This is a genomic window from Yersinia similis (assembly GCF_001053095.1).
GTDB lineage: Bacteria > Pseudomonadota > Gammaproteobacteria > Enterobacterales > Enterobacteriaceae > Yersinia > Yersinia similis.
The window spans coordinates 1-16,186 of sequence record NZ_CGBP01000028.1 but is presented as its reverse complement, the minus strand read 5'-3'; the positions used below and the strand labels follow the sequence as shown (position 1 = coordinate 16,186).

Here is a 16,186-nt window from a genome sequence, read left to right as displayed (position 1 = left end):
CCACCTCTTATCGCAGTAGACCCAGCAGAATCTGAGCGTCTTCTTCCCCCGATGTCGCCAGCAAAGCCCGCGCCTGGGTCTTATCACCGAGCCCGAACCGCAACATTGCCTCACAAACCAAACGTACCCGAGGCTCCGGTATTAATAAGGGCAACGCATTGAGGATATCGTGGGCTTCGGTCAACAAGCTGTGATTGACGCCCGCCAGTGCGGCTTCGACCACCAACTGACGGCAATCCGCTGAAAGTAAGTTCATATACGGGACAGGATTCTGTTTCTTATATCGTTGATCATCTTCATCTCGATGCTTTTTAAATCGAGAAAAGCCGAATACTGATTCATGGTGAATTGCGACTTCAACATATGTTCAGGTTCATTGATATTCATTGCCGCCATCTGGTTCTGATACTCCTGTTTGGCCTGATGAATATCGTTTGTCAATTGGCCCATTGGGCTACTTATATGCATCAGATTCTCCTATTCAATAAGTGAACGCATATGCGATGGGCATTGCTGAAAGCGCCGACGAAAGCTATCTGAGAAGTGTGCGTGATTACTAAAACCACACTCCATTGCAATATCTGCCACCCGTAAGCGGGTAGAAAGTAATAGCTCACAGCCCTTTTTCAAACGCTGATCCAGTAACCACTGTTTAGCCGACATGCCGAACTTCTCATAAAACAGGAAATTCAGTTTCCGGGTCGAAATACCCAACTCATTGGCATAACGTGAAACGCTCCATGGGTTGAGCCGATTCTTTTCGAAAAATTCAAGTAGTTCATTATTCGTGCCAACAATGGAATCTAACAACTTGGAGAAATAAACGTTATCAATACCTAAACAATAAAGATAAAGAAACCGCAGAGACGCAACACGCTCTATATTAATTAACTGTTCGGCAGCTTGTATAATCTCAATGTTAGCTGGCAATACTTTATATTTATCATTTACCACATGAGGTAAACTGCCTTTATTCAATGACAGTGTTCCTCTGGCTAAATCCTGATATATCGGAAAAAGATCTATTGGGTAACATAATATCGAGGTGACAGCACTGTTTGCAAACGCAGAGGCACTGGCCTGCTCATCAGCAATTACTAATTTCCCCGCAGGTATAGCATAGCGTTCGCCATCACTGCGTAATACGCCCTCTTGCCGAAATAAAATAAACTGTATTGACTTCATGATATTCCTTAAGGAACGATTAATCTTATGCAGTTTGACAAATAATACTGACAATACGTATCCGGCATTCACCTGAAGTCTGTATAATCAGACAGTAATACATCACTTTATTTTTTATTCCTATAGCGTAGCGTCAGTATTTCTATTATTTCCTCTGCTCGTTGCAATGCCAGCATTATGTTATTAAGCGACTGATAATTTCCCTGTGTATGCAGCTGAGATAATTGATAGGTAATTAGTTTCCTTCCTTTCGCCAATACCTCTTTTCTTTGTTGGATTGCTGCAGGATCATGTTTAATATCTTCTTCCAGCACAGTAATATGCCGCATTTCCGTTGCTCCTGAACCTTAGAAATCCATGGGGATATGTACTAAATTATTTGCTTTTAATAATGCAAGCCCCTGTTCCCCAATAAAAATCACTTTATAACCATTTGCCAACACACTCCCTTGCTGCAAACGCCCACCATTAGCTAACCGCACAAATGCCGAATGGGTATTTCCTCCATAGCTAACGACCTTTGCCGGAAGAAATTGATCCGTTCGGTCTGACGCCGGGATATTCTGATATCTGACTGACGGAAAACCAGGTTGCTGCTGAGATAAAGCGGCCAATGTCTCCGTTAACTGCTGCTGCTGTTTAGATGACAGCACACCGCTGATGGTCAGCTCTTTATTACTTTCCGTCATGCTTAAGAGGCCTAATAAGCCTGCCGTCCTTAAGCGTTCCACCAGTTGTTGTATTTGCCCTGAATGAGCATTAACCACCAGCCAACCTTTCAACCCCGGAACCGCCGCTAGCGTGTCCTGCACGCTTAACCATTGATCACCCATTTGAACGGCACCATGAATAACAATATTTCCCGGCTCATCACCGATGCGCACCTCAATATCGTGGTAACCATGCTGATGTAATAGATCACTAACGGAAGCGATTAAGCGATCATCACAAACCAATTGATTACGAAAGGCGATATGGTTACGCAGTAAAAAATGTTGCAGTGGCTCCATAATTGAGGACGAGGCACAATGCCCACTTAACGTGACACTCCCATCCGCTAGCCAGGTTCCCTCTATGCCCTGCAAAGCGGGTTCGCGCAGGTGTTCGGCTAATTGCGTCGGGACATCCGCAAGAATCGAAGCACGTAATGTCTCAGGCTGAGTGGTTAACCAAAATAGAAAAACAAACAGCAGTGATAAGGGTACACATATCGCAATAACCAGCCATACCAATAAAGGGAACCTCGCACGGTGAGTGGCTTTAATTCCACTCAAAATATCCGTTTTTTCACCCAGAACAAATACCAATCCGGCAATCTCAACCGATTGCAACAGAGGAAGGGGAGCGTGTAAATCGTGCTGTGCACCATTAATCCAAACCTCCCCCGCCACCTGTATCATTACCTGATATTCATTAACATATAGCGTCACTATATTGCCGTCAGATAAAGGCAGCAGAACATCACATCCCTGTTCTCCCAGTGTAAATTCACCTTCCGGTAATATCAGCTCACGACCATTGAGATCACCATTTAGCAGGCGAAGCTTGAATACGGTGGTCATGTTATTCCCCTGCATTAACCGGAACAGCCTTGATCAGGAAGAGTCTGACCACGCTGTGAGATTGTTTATCCGTACTGCGGAACAACCCACCTAATAGAGGAATATCACCCAGTAAAGGAATTTTATTTTGTGACTCAATCTGCGTGTCCTGAATAAATCCGCCCAAAAGTAAACTTTGCCCAACCTGTAACGTGGCCTGAGTCGAAATGTCTGAGTTTCGTATTTCGGGTAATGGCTCATTGCTATTGGTAGAAGCTTGCTGCTGGCCATCCTGAATATTGAGATTAAGTAAAACCTCTTGTACCCCCTCGGTCTCGATCATTCTTGGTGTCACACGCAGTAATGACCCTGAAGTGACAGATTCAAGTTTGGCCACTTTCTCACCTTGCAGCTTGGTATAAAACGTCACGTTTTTATCCAGTACCGCCTGAATATTATTCAGGGTCACCACTGAAGGTTGAGATAAAATTCTGGCTCGTGAATTTTTTTGTAACGCATTCAGACGAACCATAAAGTTCCCCGTATCACCAATCACGGTAGAAAAACCTTCAGCATTACTCTTGGCAAAGGTGCTATTAAATGAGACCCCCGTTCCACCAATAGAAGCGGATGCAGACCAATCAACACCCAGTTGGCTGATATCTCCCGCATCAACATCAATAATAGTGACAGAAATTTCTATCTGAATTGGCCGCTGATCCAGTTGGGTAATCAAGCTGCGATAGATCGGCATATTAGCCTGACGATCGCGAATAATGACGGCATTTTGCCGAGGATCTGCCGAAAATACCGGCGAGCTTGCTTGATTTCCTTCCGGTTGGTTACCGCCCACTAAAGGCAAATTATTTCCTTGGTTCAACTCTCGTAACACACTGACCAACCCCGGTAATCTGACGTTTTGATCTCGGTACTGATAATCCGAATCCGCTGCTGAAGCATATTTCAGCGGGAAAACTTTCACTGTTTCTTTATTTTGGTTTTGGTGACGAACTTGCTCAGAAAGCATTTTGCTTACTGCTTTTACGCGTTCGATGCAGATAGGCACCCCCTTGACCTCAAGGGTATCAAGATGGGGAATCGCTTTTATGGCACAGTTTTTCCCCGCCAGCACGTCACCGCGCTGGAGATATTTAACTAACGTATTTGCTGCCAGACCATCGGGGGATATAAACTCCCGCTTGATTGATTGAGCTGGGTAAAAATAGAGTGTTTCACCATCGTAATACCACGTTATATTATATCGCCCAGCTAACTCCGATAGGATTTTTTCGGGTGTTTTATCCCTAATCTTCCCAGTAAAGTGCTCATTTATTTCCGCACTGACCACCACAGGAATACCGTAATTCATACCCAAATCTTTTAATAATTCAGAGACTGCCATACCTCGGCTATAAATAAAAAAAGGCTCGCCTTGCCAAGGAATCACTTTCCCATAAGAGATTTTCCCATAAGGCAAAAATGTGGCAAAAAACAGCAATATCAGACCCGTTATTTTTCTCATGATATAGATTAGCGACTTCCACTTATAATTTCTTAAATTTAAATACGGTTTTCGGCGTAAACCGATCATCGAGATATTGAATAATTATCCTTTATAATCTGGCGACCACAATAAGGTCATGACCTGATTAGCGCTCAGATTCATAGAGCTAAATGAATCTATAACGATGAGTAATTATATCAGTGTAATTCTTGATATCCCTTATCATCTATGGCGTACTGAAGAAAAAAATCAGGTGACTTTATGGATAAAGCATCATCACTTGTCACTCGATTGACATTATTACTGGGCGTCACACTAACCGTTATTTGGTTAATATTAATCGCAACAACGGCATTTTTTTCATATGAAAATACACGTCAAAGATTAATCAATGAGTTAACACATATGGCATCGATGCGGGCGGACTTAAGTAATCACCAGTTTGAAGGAGCTGAACGTGATGCAACCTCGTTAATAAGCCGACGAGAAAGCCTCCAGAACACCTCACCGTTGCCTGAAATATCGATAAAACATTATGACAGCCACTATATTCCTTTTAATCTGGATAGCTGCAATATTAATCAACACAAAAATGATCTGTGGATAATTCAAGCGTATGGCACAGCCGGACAAACGTATTATCTCGACAGTTTCATTATCAAACAAAAAGAGGGAATTGTGTTATTCCCACCCCAAAAATCATCGAGTGATTATCTGAATCAACGGCGCAAAGATTTATTTTTGCTCCCAAAATTCCCTACTCACAATAATATCTATTGGGGAGTGCCCACCTATACGCCTCAAGGTGGCTGGCATGTTTCTGTCGCGGCGTGTGATAAAGCGGGCACCTTGGCTGGCTTCGCCTTAAAACTGAACGATCTCGTCGCCTATAATCACCCTGTCGAGCAAAGAGACATTAATTTATTGTTGGATAAGAATGGTGAATTATTACCTATTTCTCAGCAAGCAACATCATCAAATCAACTACATGAAATTCTTAATCAACTCAAAAACAGTAAATTACACGATGGCTGGCAGCAAACACCCGATTATTTAGTATTACGTACCCAATTGAAAGGGCCGGGTTGGCAGCAACTAGTTGTTTATCCACGAATGGGCTTTGCCTGGGAGGCACTGAAGCCCGCCTTATATCAACTTCCTTTCGCTCTGGCTATTTTGCTATTGCTCACGTCAGTACTGTCACTGTTGCTGCGATATTATCTGGCGATCCCTTTGTGGAATTTCATCAATATCATTGGCGCTACCGGGCCACAGGCAATGGAACCCCGACTTCCCATAAACCGAATAGATGAATTAGGGCATATTGCCCGCGCTTATAACAACTTACTGGATACGTTGAACGAACAATATGACACCTTGGAAATGAAGGTGAAGGAGCGCACTCTGGCTCTGGCAGAAGCCAAGCGAGCTGCTGAGCAGGCTAACCGCCGTAAAAGCGACCATCTGACCACGATAAGCCATGAAATCCGTACACCGCTCAACGGTACGTTGGGGGCCGTTGAATTATTACAAAATACACCACTAGATGCTGGGCAAACCAGGTTAGCGGAAACGGCCCACCAGTGTTCGTTGTCACTGCTCGCAATCATCAACAACCTGTTAGATTTTTCACGTATTGAATCAGGACAAATGACACTGTCGCTGGAAAAAACGGCTCTACTGCCTTTGCTGGATCAAGCGATGTTAACCATTCATAGCCAGGCATTGAGTAAGTCATTAGCGCTATCCACATTTGTCAGTGCCGATATCCCACTGGAACTTGAGATGGATACACTGCGTTTAAGACAGATTCTGGTTAATTTATTGGGTAATGCTGTTAAGTTCACACCGCAGGGCTGTATTCAACTCAAGGTCAGGCGTCAAAACCAAACGCTTTGTTTTACCGTTGAGGACACAGGTTGTGGTATTGACGTGCAACATCAGCAAACAATATTCCAACCTTTTATGCAGACCAGTGACCATGAACAAGGAACCGGTCTGGGGCTGGCTATCGCAGATAACCTGACCAAAATGATGGGAGGGCACCTGACAGTATTCAGTGAACCGGGTCAGGGTAGCTGTTTTTCATTATATCTTCCCTTCAGTACAATCACACCGCCAGTACCTTTTCATGGCGAGTTATCCGCACCACGATGCTTACATGCTCAATTATCAGCATGGGGCATGACCTGCCAGCCAGAGTTACCCAATCAGCCATCACGGTACTTTGTGGATAACGCATTATGTTACTTACCCGGCAGGCTATACGCCAACCTGAAACAATATCTACAAGGTTCAGAGACAGAGTCGGTCAAGAACCTCCCACTGCAACCTTGGCAGATGCGTATTCTGCTGGTTGATGACTCAGAAACTAATCGCGATATTACCGGAATGATGTTGCAGCAACTGGGGCATCAGGTCACGCTAGCAGACAGTGGTACAACCGCACTGATAATTGGACGTCAACACAGTTTTGATTTAGTGCTAATGGATATTCGAATGCCTGAACTGGACGGGCTAGCCACCACGGCACTCTGGCGTCATGATCCGGCGAACATTGATAGCCACTGCATGATCACCGCCCTGAGTGCCAATGCCAGCCCAGATGAGCAAATCAAAACCAGTCAGGCTGGAATGAACCACTACCTTTCCAAACCTGTTACCCTCGGCCAGTTGGCTGAAATGTTAGATCTGACCGCGCAATTCCAGCTTGAACGTGGAGTCGTTCTATCACCACAACTATCTGAACCTCAACCATTACTGGATCTCGCGGACAGTACCCTGTCCCTGAAACTTTATCAGTCACTGCAAGGATTAATTCAACAGGCCAAAGACACTATTGAAAACTTGCCCGAATTATCCCATACGCTTCACACCATAAAAGGCTGTGCCGGGCAAGCTGGGCTCATTGAATTACAAGATGCAGTCATTCAATTAGAACACTCTCTCGACACTCATGAAACGCTGACACAGCAAGACATCATTCACCTTGATGAAATAATTCATGTGCTGCTACAGCCACTCATTACATGCGAATCCACGTTTATCATCAGTCAGGGCCAGTCCCTTATGGTTAAATAAAGAGAATGACGGAATGAATACCAAATTATTGATTGTCGACGATCATGAACTCATTATTCATGGCATCAAAAATATGCTGGCCGCCTACCCACGTTACATGGTTGTAGGCCAAGCTGATAATGGACTTGAAGTATATAACTTGTGTCACCAAACTGAACCTGACATGGTAATTTTGGATTTAGGATTACCTGGTATGGATGGCCTTGATGTTATCATTCAACTGCTTCGCCGTTGGCCAGCCATGAAGATCCTGACATTAACCGCCCGCAATGAAGAACACTATGCCAGCAGAACATTAAATAGTGGAGCCTTGGGTTATGTGCTGAAGAAAAGTCCCCAGCAAATCCTGATGGCAGCGATTCAAACAGTCGCAGTAGGTAAACGTTATATCGACCCTGCCCTTGATGCCTCTATGGTAATAAAACTGGCTCAAGAATCCGCTAATACTCCCCCGATTCTGACACCCCGCGAGCGGCAGATATTAAAACTTATCACCGAGGGATCTTGTAATCGGGTTATTGCTGATCAGCTTTCTATCAGCCAAAAAACCGTCGAAACACACCGGCTGAATATGATGAAGAAATTGGATGTACATAAAGTTGTAGAACTTATTCACTGGTCATATCGCTTAGGCTTGAATGCCTAGTGCCATCGAGCTACTTATTACTTATGTTGCGACAAATAAAAGCTCCCCATCAGTATGACTCTGATGGGGAGCTGGCAGATACTATTCTGCTATTCGCTAGGTCACATTCTAATCAGGCTATTGCTTTCCAATTAGGCTCTCGCTAATACTGCGCTGTAGCACCAAAGACGCAGGATATTAGCTTTGATTCGCTGGCGTCGGCTCTGCCGCAAACAACGCTTTTTCATACGCCTTGGCTTTTTTATCGTCAAACTGATTTTCCCATTTGGCGATAACCAATACTGCCAATGCATTACCCACCACATTCAGCGCCGTACGGGCCATATCAAGAATACGGTCAACACCCGCAATGAAGGCCAGACCTTCCAATGGAATACCCACACTGCCCAAAGTTGCCAGTAATACGACGAAGGATACGCCTGGTACACCGGCAATCCCTTTCGAGGTCACCATCAATGTCAGAACCAAAATAATCTCTTGCCCAATAGACAATTCGATTCCGTATAACTGTGCAATGAAGATAGCCGCAATGCTCTGATATAATGTCGAGCCATCTAAGTTGAATGAATAACCCGTTGGAACCACAAAGCTGGTAATCGCTTTTGGTGCGCCATAAGCCTCCATTTTCTCAATAATACGCGGCAAGACTGTTTCAGAGCTGGCGGTGGAATATGCCAAAATCAGTTCGTCTTTCAAAATGCGAATCAATATCCAGATACGCAGCTTACATAATCTTGCCACCGTTCCCAGAATGACCAAAGCAAAGAACAGGATCGCGGCGTAAACCAGAATAACTAATTTAGCCAGAGGGATAAGTGAGGCAAAACCAAAATTAGCCACGGTCACCGAGATCAAGCCAAACACCCCGATAGGCGCATAACGCATAATCATGTGAGTGACTTTGAACATGCTTTCAGAAACAGCCTTGAACACATTCAACAGTGGTTCTTTGGTTTCTTTTGGCAATGAAGACAGCCCTAAACCAAACAACACTGAGAAGAAAATAATCGGCAACATATCGCCTTTCGCCATTGAGGCAAAGACATTGGCTGGGATCAGCGACAAAATAGTGCTAACCAGACTATGGCTACCGCTTTGTACCTGTTCAGTGGTTTTTTCATACTGAGAGATATCAACGACGGTTAATGCAGACATATCTATACCCAGCCCTGGCTGGAACACATTAGCCAGAGTAATACCGATAATAATGGCAATCGTGGTGATAACTTCAAAGTAGATGATGGTTTTTAGACCAATCCGCCCCAGTTTCTTCGCATCACCGACCCCCGCAATACCGACAATTAACGTTGAAATAACAATCGGTACAACAATCATTTTAATTAAGCGGATAAATATATCACCCGCCGGACTCAGAATATTACTAACTAACCACTCCCTGGATTCAATTTGATTATGCAGAATTGCACCAACCAAAATGCCTAACACCAGTGCAATGAGTATTTGCCATGCCAGACTTATTTTTATACTTTTCATACCCTAAAAATTCCTCAAAGCATTCCATAAAATGCAAGAAACTAAGCATCTAGAATAAAATACTTAATCATTAAATACGGGCTATAGTTGATAGAACATATGGTTCAGCTTCCCGCCAGCCGTCCACGTTATAAATCAGTATCATTTCTGGATGCCCTTCTGCAAGTATTGTTTACACTATGCCCACATTATGATGATAGATAATTTCGGCCATATGAATTTTTCATTTTCAGTAAACATTTGTTATCTAAAAAGTAAAACTCACTCATTGCAAATAGTGTCTTCGCCAGAAGGGATAAAAAATAGGTAAAATTAAATTACTGTATAAATACTAATTATGTTTTGTTTTTTGACTCATTATGTTTTTAATTTGTTAAATTACAAAGTCATCACGACCCCTTTCACTTAAGATATTTCTCAACTAAAAACATTTTTTAAAAAATTCTCGACAAACAATCAGATAATAAAATAAATATGAAGATGTGATTTTATATCTCCATATTTTAATTTTTGTTACTAAATTTATAATAGCGTAATAACTTTAATTATAGAGTGGTACTAAAACAATAATTATTTAATAATTATAAATTACTTCAGTTAATTTTAACTCTGCGCTCAATATCAGAATATCAACTCCCAAAATGCGGATAGGTAATTTTCCGTCCACTTATTGCCTTAGTACTCCCCCTTCTGACTATCATTAAGATATCGATTCACCACGCAGTACATTGAGTCATGTCACTAAATCAACATCTTTTATACGTGATCTGCCGCCCAAAAAAGAAACAAAACACTCCCTCATACTATAATTAACCTTTATTTGACATATTATTAACAACCTCAAGGAGAATGACGATGAGCCAAATACATAAACATCCTATTCCAGCTGCAATTGCAGAGAATGCCCTAATTACCCCAGAACAATACCAACATTATTATCAACAATCAGTGCAGAACCCTGATGAATTCTGGGGCGAACAAGGCAAAATCATTGATTGGATTAAACCCTACAAAACGGTAAAGAATACCTCCTTTGACCCCGGTCATGTGAGTATCCGCTGGTTTGAGGACGGTACATTGAACCTCGCGGCGAATTGCCTCGATCGCCATTTGGCAGAGCGTGGTGATCAAACAGCCATCATTTGGGAAGGTGATGACCCTAATCAATCAAAAACCGTCACTTATAAGCAACTGCACCATGATGTGTGCCAGTTTGCTAATGTCCTAAAAAGTTTAGGCATCAAAAAAGGCGATGTAGTCGCCATCTATATGCCAATGGTGCCTGAAGCTGCCGTGGCGATGTTGGCTTGTGCGCGCATTGGCGCTGTTCATTCCGTTATCTTTGGTGGATTTTCTCCAGAGGCAGTTGCCGGGCGTATCATCGATTCTCACTCTAAACTGGTGATTACTGCTGATGAAGGTATCCGTGCCGGCCGTGCTATTCCACTGAAAAAGAATGTCGATGAAGCACTGAAAAACCCCGCGATCACCAATATTAAAAATGTTGTGGTCTTCCAACGTACTGGTAATGCTAGCTACTGGAAAGATGGGCGCGATGTATGGTGGCATGACCTGATCAAAGAGGCATCCGCTGACTGCCCGCCAGAAGAGATGAATGCAGAAGACCCATTGTTCATCCTTTATACATCTGGCTCTACCGGCAAACCTAAAGGGGTTGTGCATACGACTGGCGGTTATCTGGTTTACGCTGCACTGACATTCAAATATGTTTTTGATTATCACCCTGGCGATATCTACTGGTGTACTGCAGACGTTGGCTGGGTAACCGGGCACAGCTATCTGTTGTATGGGCCACTGGCTTGTGGGGCCATCACTCTAATGTTTGAAGGTGTGCCTAACTACCCTGGCGTCAATCGCTTGAGCCAAGTTGTTGATAAACACAAAGTCAATATTCTATACACCGCGCCGACAGCTATTCGGGCCTTAATGGCCGAAGGTGACAAAGCTATCGAAGGAACCAAACGCGAATCACTACGTATTATGGGGTCGGTCGGCGAACCGATTAACCCAGAAGCCTGGGAATGGTATTACAACAAGATCGGTAACAGTAAATGCCCGATTGTTGATACCTGGTGGCAGACTGAAACCGGTGGTTTCATGATAACCCCTCTGCCGGGTGCCACCGAGTTGAAAGCCGGCTCCGCAACTCGTCCATTCTTTGGGGTACAACCCGCGTTGGTGGATAACTTGGGCAATCCTCAGGAAGGGGTAGCAGAAGGTAATCTGGTCATAACTGACTCATGGCCAGGGCAAGCCAGAACATTATTTGGCGATCATGACCGTTTCGAACAAACCTACTTCTCAACCTTTAAAGGCATGTATTTCAGTGGTGATGGCGCACGTCGTGACGAAGACGGTTACTACTGGATAACCGGTCGAGTCGATGACGTACTCAACGTTTCAGGCCATCGCTTAGGGACCGCCGAAATTGAATCAGCGCTGGTCGCACACCCAAAAATTGCCGAAGCGGCAGTTGTCGGCGTGCCACATAATATTAAAGGACAGGCTATTTATGCCTATATCACGCTAAATCACGGTGAAGAACCAACACCAGAGTTATATACCGAAGTACGCAACTGGGTACGTAAAGAGATTGGCCCACTCGCAACACCCGATATCTTGCATTGGACAGACTCATTACCCAAAACCCGTTCAGGCAAGATCATGCGCCGTATTCTGCGCAAAATTGCGACAGGGGATACCAGCAACTTAGGAGATACCTCAACACTGGCCGATCCAAGCGTAGTAGAAAAATTACTAGAAGAAAAACAATCAATGCAGACACCGTCGTAAATTGTGCCGCCTGTGGGCGGCAAACTTAATTGATGCCTCAAAGGAGAGACTCTGATGAATGACAGCATTTATCAAGAGATTGAAGATAATCCGCGTTTCCAAGAATTGGTGAAAAAACGCAGCCGCTTTGCCTGGCTGTTGTCATTAATCACCTTAACGATGTATGTCGGTTTCATTTTTCTTATTGCTTTCGAACCACAATGGCTCGGTACTCCGATATATACCGGTTCTAGTGTCACTCGTGGTATTCCTGTCGGCGTGGGATTAATTGTTACTTCTTTTATTCTTACAGGTATTTATGTTATCCGCGCTAATGGCGAGTTTGACCGTCTGACGGCAGAAATCATTCGTGAGGTGAAGCAATGAAGATCCGCCATTGGTCTGCTCTTTCTTTATTAGTTTTGCCTACGCTGTCACAGGCGGAAGCACTTACCGGTGAGGTCCATCGCCAACCCCTCAATATTCAGGCGATCGTCATGTTCCTGCTGTTCGTTGGCGGAACTTTGTATATCACCTATTGGGCATCAAAACGTACTCGCTCCCGGCAAGATTATTACACTGCCGGTGGGCGGATTACTGGTTTTCAAAATGGTTTGGCAATCGCTGGGGACTATATGTCCGCTGCATCATTCCTCGGTATTTCAGCATTGGTTTATGCGTCCGGTTACGACGGTTTAATTTACTCCATCGGCTTCTTAATCGGCTGGCCCATTATTCTATTTTTAATCGCTGAACGCCTGCGTAATTTGGGGCGTTATACCTTTGCCGATGTTGCATCTTATCGCTTGCAACAAAGGCCCATACGGACATTATCAGCCTGTGGTTCGTTAGTCGTTGTCGCCCTGTATTTGATCGCTCAGATGGTGGGGGCGGGTAAACTCATTCAACTTTTATTTGGTTTGAACTACCACGTCGCTGTCGTGCTGGTTGGTATCCTGATGGTGCTGTACGTCCTGTTCGGCGGTATGTTAGCAACCACTTGGGTACAGATAATCAAAGCGGTCATGCTACTGTCTGGCGCCACATTTATGGCTATTATGGTCATGAAGTCAGTTAATTTTAACTTCAATACGTTATTCAGTGAGGCGGTTAAAGTTCATCCCAAAGGCCTCAGCATCATGAGCCCAGGAGGGTTGGTATCTGACCCGATATCAGCCTTATCTCTTGGTTTGGCCCTCATGTTTGGTACTGCTGGCTTACCTCATATCCTGATGCGCTTCTTTACTGTAAGCGATGCCAAAGAAGCACGTAAAAGCGTGTTCTATGCCACAGGATTTATAGGCTACTTCTATATATTGACCTTTATTATTGGATTCGGCGCGATCTTACTCGTTGGTCCAAACCAGACATTTAAAGATGCTGCTGGGGCATTATTGGGTGGTAACAATATGGCTGCGGTCCATTTGGCTAATGCTGTTGGGGGGAGCTTCTTCTTAGGCTTTATCTCAGCAGTTGCCTTCGCAACCATTTTGGCTGTAGTGGCAGGCTTGACATTAGCCGGTGCATCGGCGGTATCTCATGATCTCTATGCCAGCGTAATTAAGAAAGGCAAAGCCAATGAACGGGATGAATTGAGAGTATCCAAAATCACGGTAATCATCTTAGGTATTGTCGCTATCGGTTTGGGGATTTTGTTTGAAAACCAGAATATTGCCTTCATGGTCGGGTTAGCATTCTCCATTGCTGCCAGTTGTAACTTCCCAATTATTATCATCTCAATGTATTGGGATAAACTGACAACCCGTGGAGCAATGATCGGTGGGTGGCTCGGGTTATCAACGGCAGTGATCCTGATGATTTTAGGCCCTACGATCTGGGTAACAATCCTTGGTCATGAAAAGCCAATCTATCCGTATGAATACCCTGCATTGTTCTCAATGATAGCGGCGTTCGTCGGCACCTGGTTCTTCTCAATCACGGATAACTCAGAAACCGGCAAACAGGAACGGTTACTATTCAAATCACAGTTTGTCCGTTCACAAACCGGCTTGGGGGCATCTAAAGGTGGCGCTCACTGATAATATTTACAGGTTAAAAGGCCATTAGGGCCTACATACTGCTGGCAAAGCCCTAGCCTTCTGGCTGGGGCTAATCATTTTAGCCAATGGCCTAGCCACAAAAAAAAACCACATCTTGCTGCTCTTGATAAAAGACATGCCCAAGAGTTGGCCAGCTACCGCGGCTCCGCATTCTGTGAACGCCAGATGGCATGAACCTTATCGTAAGCTTGATCCACTGTTTGCGCGGGGAATAGCTTATCTTTTTCCACCACTAAAAAGTAGCATCGGCTTGGGTGCTACCAAGCTAGCAATATCAGGAAAATCTAACTTACTCGCTATGCCAGGGTGGAACATATAGAAAGAGGATTACCCACGCAGCACATTATTATCCGGCGTCATTAATCCCTGATAGTTACCAAACCACGATATAGCGGCTGTCGCAGCGACCTGATCGGACAACGCAGCCAACTGCCACGCACGATATGCCCCCATAGATAAAGTCAAGCACACCGATCCGTTTAGGGTCAACCGACGGGAGCGTTGTCATAAAATCGACGGTTCGCATGCCATCGTACCGGCAAGCGAGCGCCCCAAATTGAAAAAGTTACTGGCTAAAGCTTGTTGTCGCTCATAACTCATTGGGCCTCTATCACCCCAACCAATAGAATCAATGGAAAATACTACATAGCCACGCTTTGCCAGCTCATCGCCAACAAACTTTCCGCTGAAAAATTTATCGGACCAAGCCTGTGCAGAAGTGAGCTTTGCGCTATCTCTCCAAGGGCGGATCATTTTTTCTTTACCAATATCAAACTTCGAGCCATGGTCGTGCAATAAAGCAATCGCCGGGTGTGGCCCTCTTCCGTTTTAGGTGTTAATAACAATCCCAGAACACTGCTTTCATCGGTGATATTAAGGGCAACTTTTTCAGCTATGTAGCTACCGCGATCTTGTTGCTCAGCCTTCTCTGCAGAAAATGTAATAGTTGAATCCGGAGTAGTAGTACCTATCTTAAAATTTTTTTGGTATCACTCCGCCATAGAGAAAAACCTGTGTATTTTCCTGCCAGCCATGAGCTTTGATAAGTCATCTGCTGTTTCAACTGTGGCTAAAATACAGGTAAGTTATTTTCAGTAATTGCTTCTTTCTGGTATGCCACAGGGCTCGCTTGTACTGTCGTTGCAGTAAATATTACGCCTAATAGCATCGAACTGATGAAAGCAGCTCCATTCATTTAAACCTCACAATCAAAACTACATTTCATTTTGTATGAAATGACTCTAAGGTAATAGCACTTATTTTCTGTGGCGGATGTTATAAAAACAGTCGAAATAAAAATATTATGAGGTTTGGGATCACACTTGATGGCAAAGCAGAGTCATTAGCTCAAATTTATTAGAGTGAATAGTGTATGGAAGAAAATTATGAAAGGGAAATATCTGTGGGGCGAAATTTTTTGTCGATACCTCATTTATCGATGTGATATGAATTAATCGTGCAGGACCATAACCATATGCCGTCATACCGCTTCTCCCGGTGATCGATTATACCCACAGTCTCCTTACTCAGCGGCCGCGACGAACAAAACAATAAGGAGAGGAGAATATCTATCACAAAAAGTGAAGCTTCTAAGGTTGATGACCAAATGTCCGCGGCGAAGAGAATAGGCAACCAGTAAAAAATACCGTTTTGCCTGCTCCATATAGGCTCGAGCCGCGCCATCATTGGTGTGGACGCGTTGCTAACCTACCTTAGCCTCACCATTTTAATCATCATTATAACGCGTAATTTCACTGTTTCGCACACAGCAAAAACCCCACGCTTTTGGCATGGGGTCTTGGCTTTATTTGATGCCTGGCAGTGTCCTACTCTCGCATGGGGAGACCCCACACTACCATCGGCGCTACGGCGTTTCACTTCT

Annotated in this window: 12 protein-coding genes and 1 pseudogene; 5 read left to right on the top strand and 8 right to left on the bottom strand. The window is 44.1% G+C overall.

Annotation, left to right across the window (positions count from 1 at the left end; genetic code table 11):
- Positions 1 to 7 precede the first annotated feature (7 nt).
- From AC971_RS17105 to AC971_RS17080, 6 genes are all read right to left on the bottom strand, one after another.
- Positions 8 to 256, bottom strand: a complete 249-nt coding sequence (locus AC971_RS17105) for an EscG/YscG/SsaH family type III secretion system needle protein co-chaperone (RefSeq protein ID WP_025382264.1) — start codon at positions 254 to 256, stop codon at positions 8 to 10.
- The gene (gene sctF / locus AC971_RS17100) at positions 253 to 468 is read right to left on the bottom strand and encodes a type III secretion system needle filament subunit SctF (protein WP_025382263.1); all 216 of its coding nucleotides are present in this window, start codon (positions 466 to 468) and stop codon (positions 253 to 255) included. Before sctF ends, AC971_RS17105 begins: the two co-directional genes overlap by 4 nt.
- A 9-nt stretch (positions 469 to 477) precedes the next feature.
- Complete coding sequence (locus tag AC971_RS17095; protein WP_025382262.1) at positions 478 to 1,185, bottom strand: helix-turn-helix domain-containing protein; 708 nt, start codon at positions 1,183 to 1,185, stop codon at positions 478 to 480.
- A 107-nt stretch (positions 1,186 to 1,292) separates the two neighbouring features.
- On the bottom strand, positions 1,293 to 1,514 hold the full coding sequence (locus AC971_RS17090; RefSeq protein ID WP_025382261.1) for an EscE/YscE/SsaE family type III secretion system needle protein co-chaperone: 222 nt from the start codon (positions 1,512 to 1,514) through the stop codon (positions 1,293 to 1,295).
- An 18-nt stretch (positions 1,515 to 1,532) separates the two neighbouring features.
- Entirely contained in the window at positions 1,533 to 2,747 is a 1,215-nt protein-coding gene (gene sctD, locus AC971_RS17085) for a type III secretion system inner membrane ring subunit SctD (protein ID WP_025382260.1), read from the bottom strand.
- A gap of 1 nt (position 2,748) precedes the next feature.
- Positions 2,749 to 4,248, bottom strand: a complete 1,500-nt coding sequence (locus AC971_RS17080; protein WP_025382259.1) for an EscC/YscC/HrcC family type III secretion system outer membrane ring protein — start codon at positions 4,246 to 4,248, stop codon at positions 2,749 to 2,751.
- 243 nt (positions 4,249 to 4,491) lie between these two features.
- On the opposite strand from AC971_RS17080, the gene AC971_RS17075 reads away from it, so the two are divergent.
- Positions 4,492 to 7,311, top strand: coding sequence for a two component system sensor kinase (locus tag AC971_RS17075; RefSeq protein ID WP_025382258.1), 2,820 nt, complete (start codon positions 4,492 to 4,494; stop codon positions 7,309 to 7,311).
- Positions 7,312 to 7,324: 13 nt separating this feature from the next.
- A complete protein-coding gene (locus tag AC971_RS17070) occupies positions 7,325 to 7,957 on the top strand; it encodes a two component system response regulator (protein WP_025382257.1) in 633 nt (210 codons plus the stop codon).
- 177 nt (positions 7,958 to 8,134) lie between these two features.
- On the opposite strand, the gene gltP is transcribed toward AC971_RS17070, so the two are convergent.
- Complete coding sequence (gene gltP / locus AC971_RS17065) at positions 8,135 to 9,451, bottom strand: glutamate/aspartate:proton symporter GltP (protein WP_025382256.1); 1,317 nt, start codon at positions 9,449 to 9,451, stop codon at positions 8,135 to 8,137.
- An 855-nt stretch (positions 9,452 to 10,306) separates the two neighbouring features.
- On the opposite strand from gltP, the gene acs reads away from it, so the two are divergent.
- Genes acs through actP form a run of 3 tightly spaced genes read left to right on the top strand, consistent with a single transcriptional unit; the run spans position 10,307 to position 14,283 of the window.
- On the top strand, positions 10,307 to 12,265 hold the full coding sequence (gene acs / locus AC971_RS17060; protein ID WP_025382255.1) for an acetate--CoA ligase: 1,959 nt from the start codon (positions 10,307 to 10,309) through the stop codon (positions 12,263 to 12,265).
- Positions 12,266 to 12,319: 54 nt separating this feature from the next.
- Positions 12,320 to 12,631 (top strand): DUF485 domain-containing protein, encoded by a 312-nt coding sequence (locus AC971_RS17055; RefSeq protein ID WP_025382254.1) that lies wholly within the window; start codon positions 12,320 to 12,322, stop codon positions 12,629 to 12,631.
- Positions 12,628 to 14,283: a cation/acetate symporter ActP gene (gene actP / locus AC971_RS17050; RefSeq protein ID WP_025382253.1), complete on the top strand. Its 1,656-nt coding sequence runs from the start codon at positions 12,628 to 12,630 to the stop codon at positions 14,281 to 14,283. Before AC971_RS17055 ends, actP begins: the two co-directional genes overlap by 4 nt.
- 74 nt (positions 14,284 to 14,357) lie before the next feature.
- On the opposite strand, the pseudogene AC971_RS24785 reads toward actP, so the two are convergent.
- Positions 14,358 to 15,355 (bottom strand): annotated as a pseudogene (locus AC971_RS24785) (dienelactone hydrolase family protein).
- Between the last annotated feature and the right edge of the window lie 831 nt (positions 15,356 to 16,186).

Coding starts and splice junctions, on each gene's coding strand:
- AC971_RS17080 (WP_025382259.1), bottom strand. CDS start 4,248: ATGAGAAAAATAACGGGTCTGATATTGCTGTTTTTTGCCACATTTTTG.
- AC971_RS17075 (WP_025382258.1), top strand. CDS start 4,492: ATGGATAAAGCATCATCACTTGTCACTCGATTGACATTATTACTGGGC.
- AC971_RS17105 (WP_025382264.1), bottom strand. CDS start 256: ATGAACTTACTTTCAGCGGATTGCCGTCAGTTGGTGGTCGAAGCCGCA.
- sctF (WP_025382263.1), bottom strand. CDS start 468: ATGCATATAAGTAGCCCAATGGGCCAATTGACAAACGATATTCATCAG.
- AC971_RS17070 (WP_025382257.1), top strand. CDS start 7,325: ATGAATACCAAATTATTGATTGTCGACGATCATGAACTCATTATTCAT.
- acs (WP_025382255.1), top strand. CDS start 10,307: ATGAGCCAAATACATAAACATCCTATTCCAGCTGCAATTGCAGAGAAT.
- sctD (WP_025382260.1), bottom strand. CDS start 2,747: ATGACCACCGTATTCAAGCTTCGCCTGCTAAATGGTGATCTCAATGGT.
- actP (WP_025382253.1), top strand. CDS start 12,628: ATGAAGATCCGCCATTGGTCTGCTCTTTCTTTATTAGTTTTGCCTACG.
- AC971_RS17055 (WP_025382254.1), top strand. CDS start 12,320: ATGAATGACAGCATTTATCAAGAGATTGAAGATAATCCGCGTTTCCAA.
- gltP (WP_025382256.1), bottom strand. CDS start 9,451: ATGAAAAGTATAAAAATAAGTCTGGCATGGCAAATACTCATTGCACTG.
- AC971_RS17095 (WP_025382262.1), bottom strand. CDS start 1,185: ATGAAGTCAATACAGTTTATTTTATTTCGGCAAGAGGGCGTATTACGC.
- AC971_RS17090 (WP_025382261.1), bottom strand. CDS start 1,514: ATGCGGCATATTACTGTGCTGGAAGAAGATATTAAACATGATCCTGCA.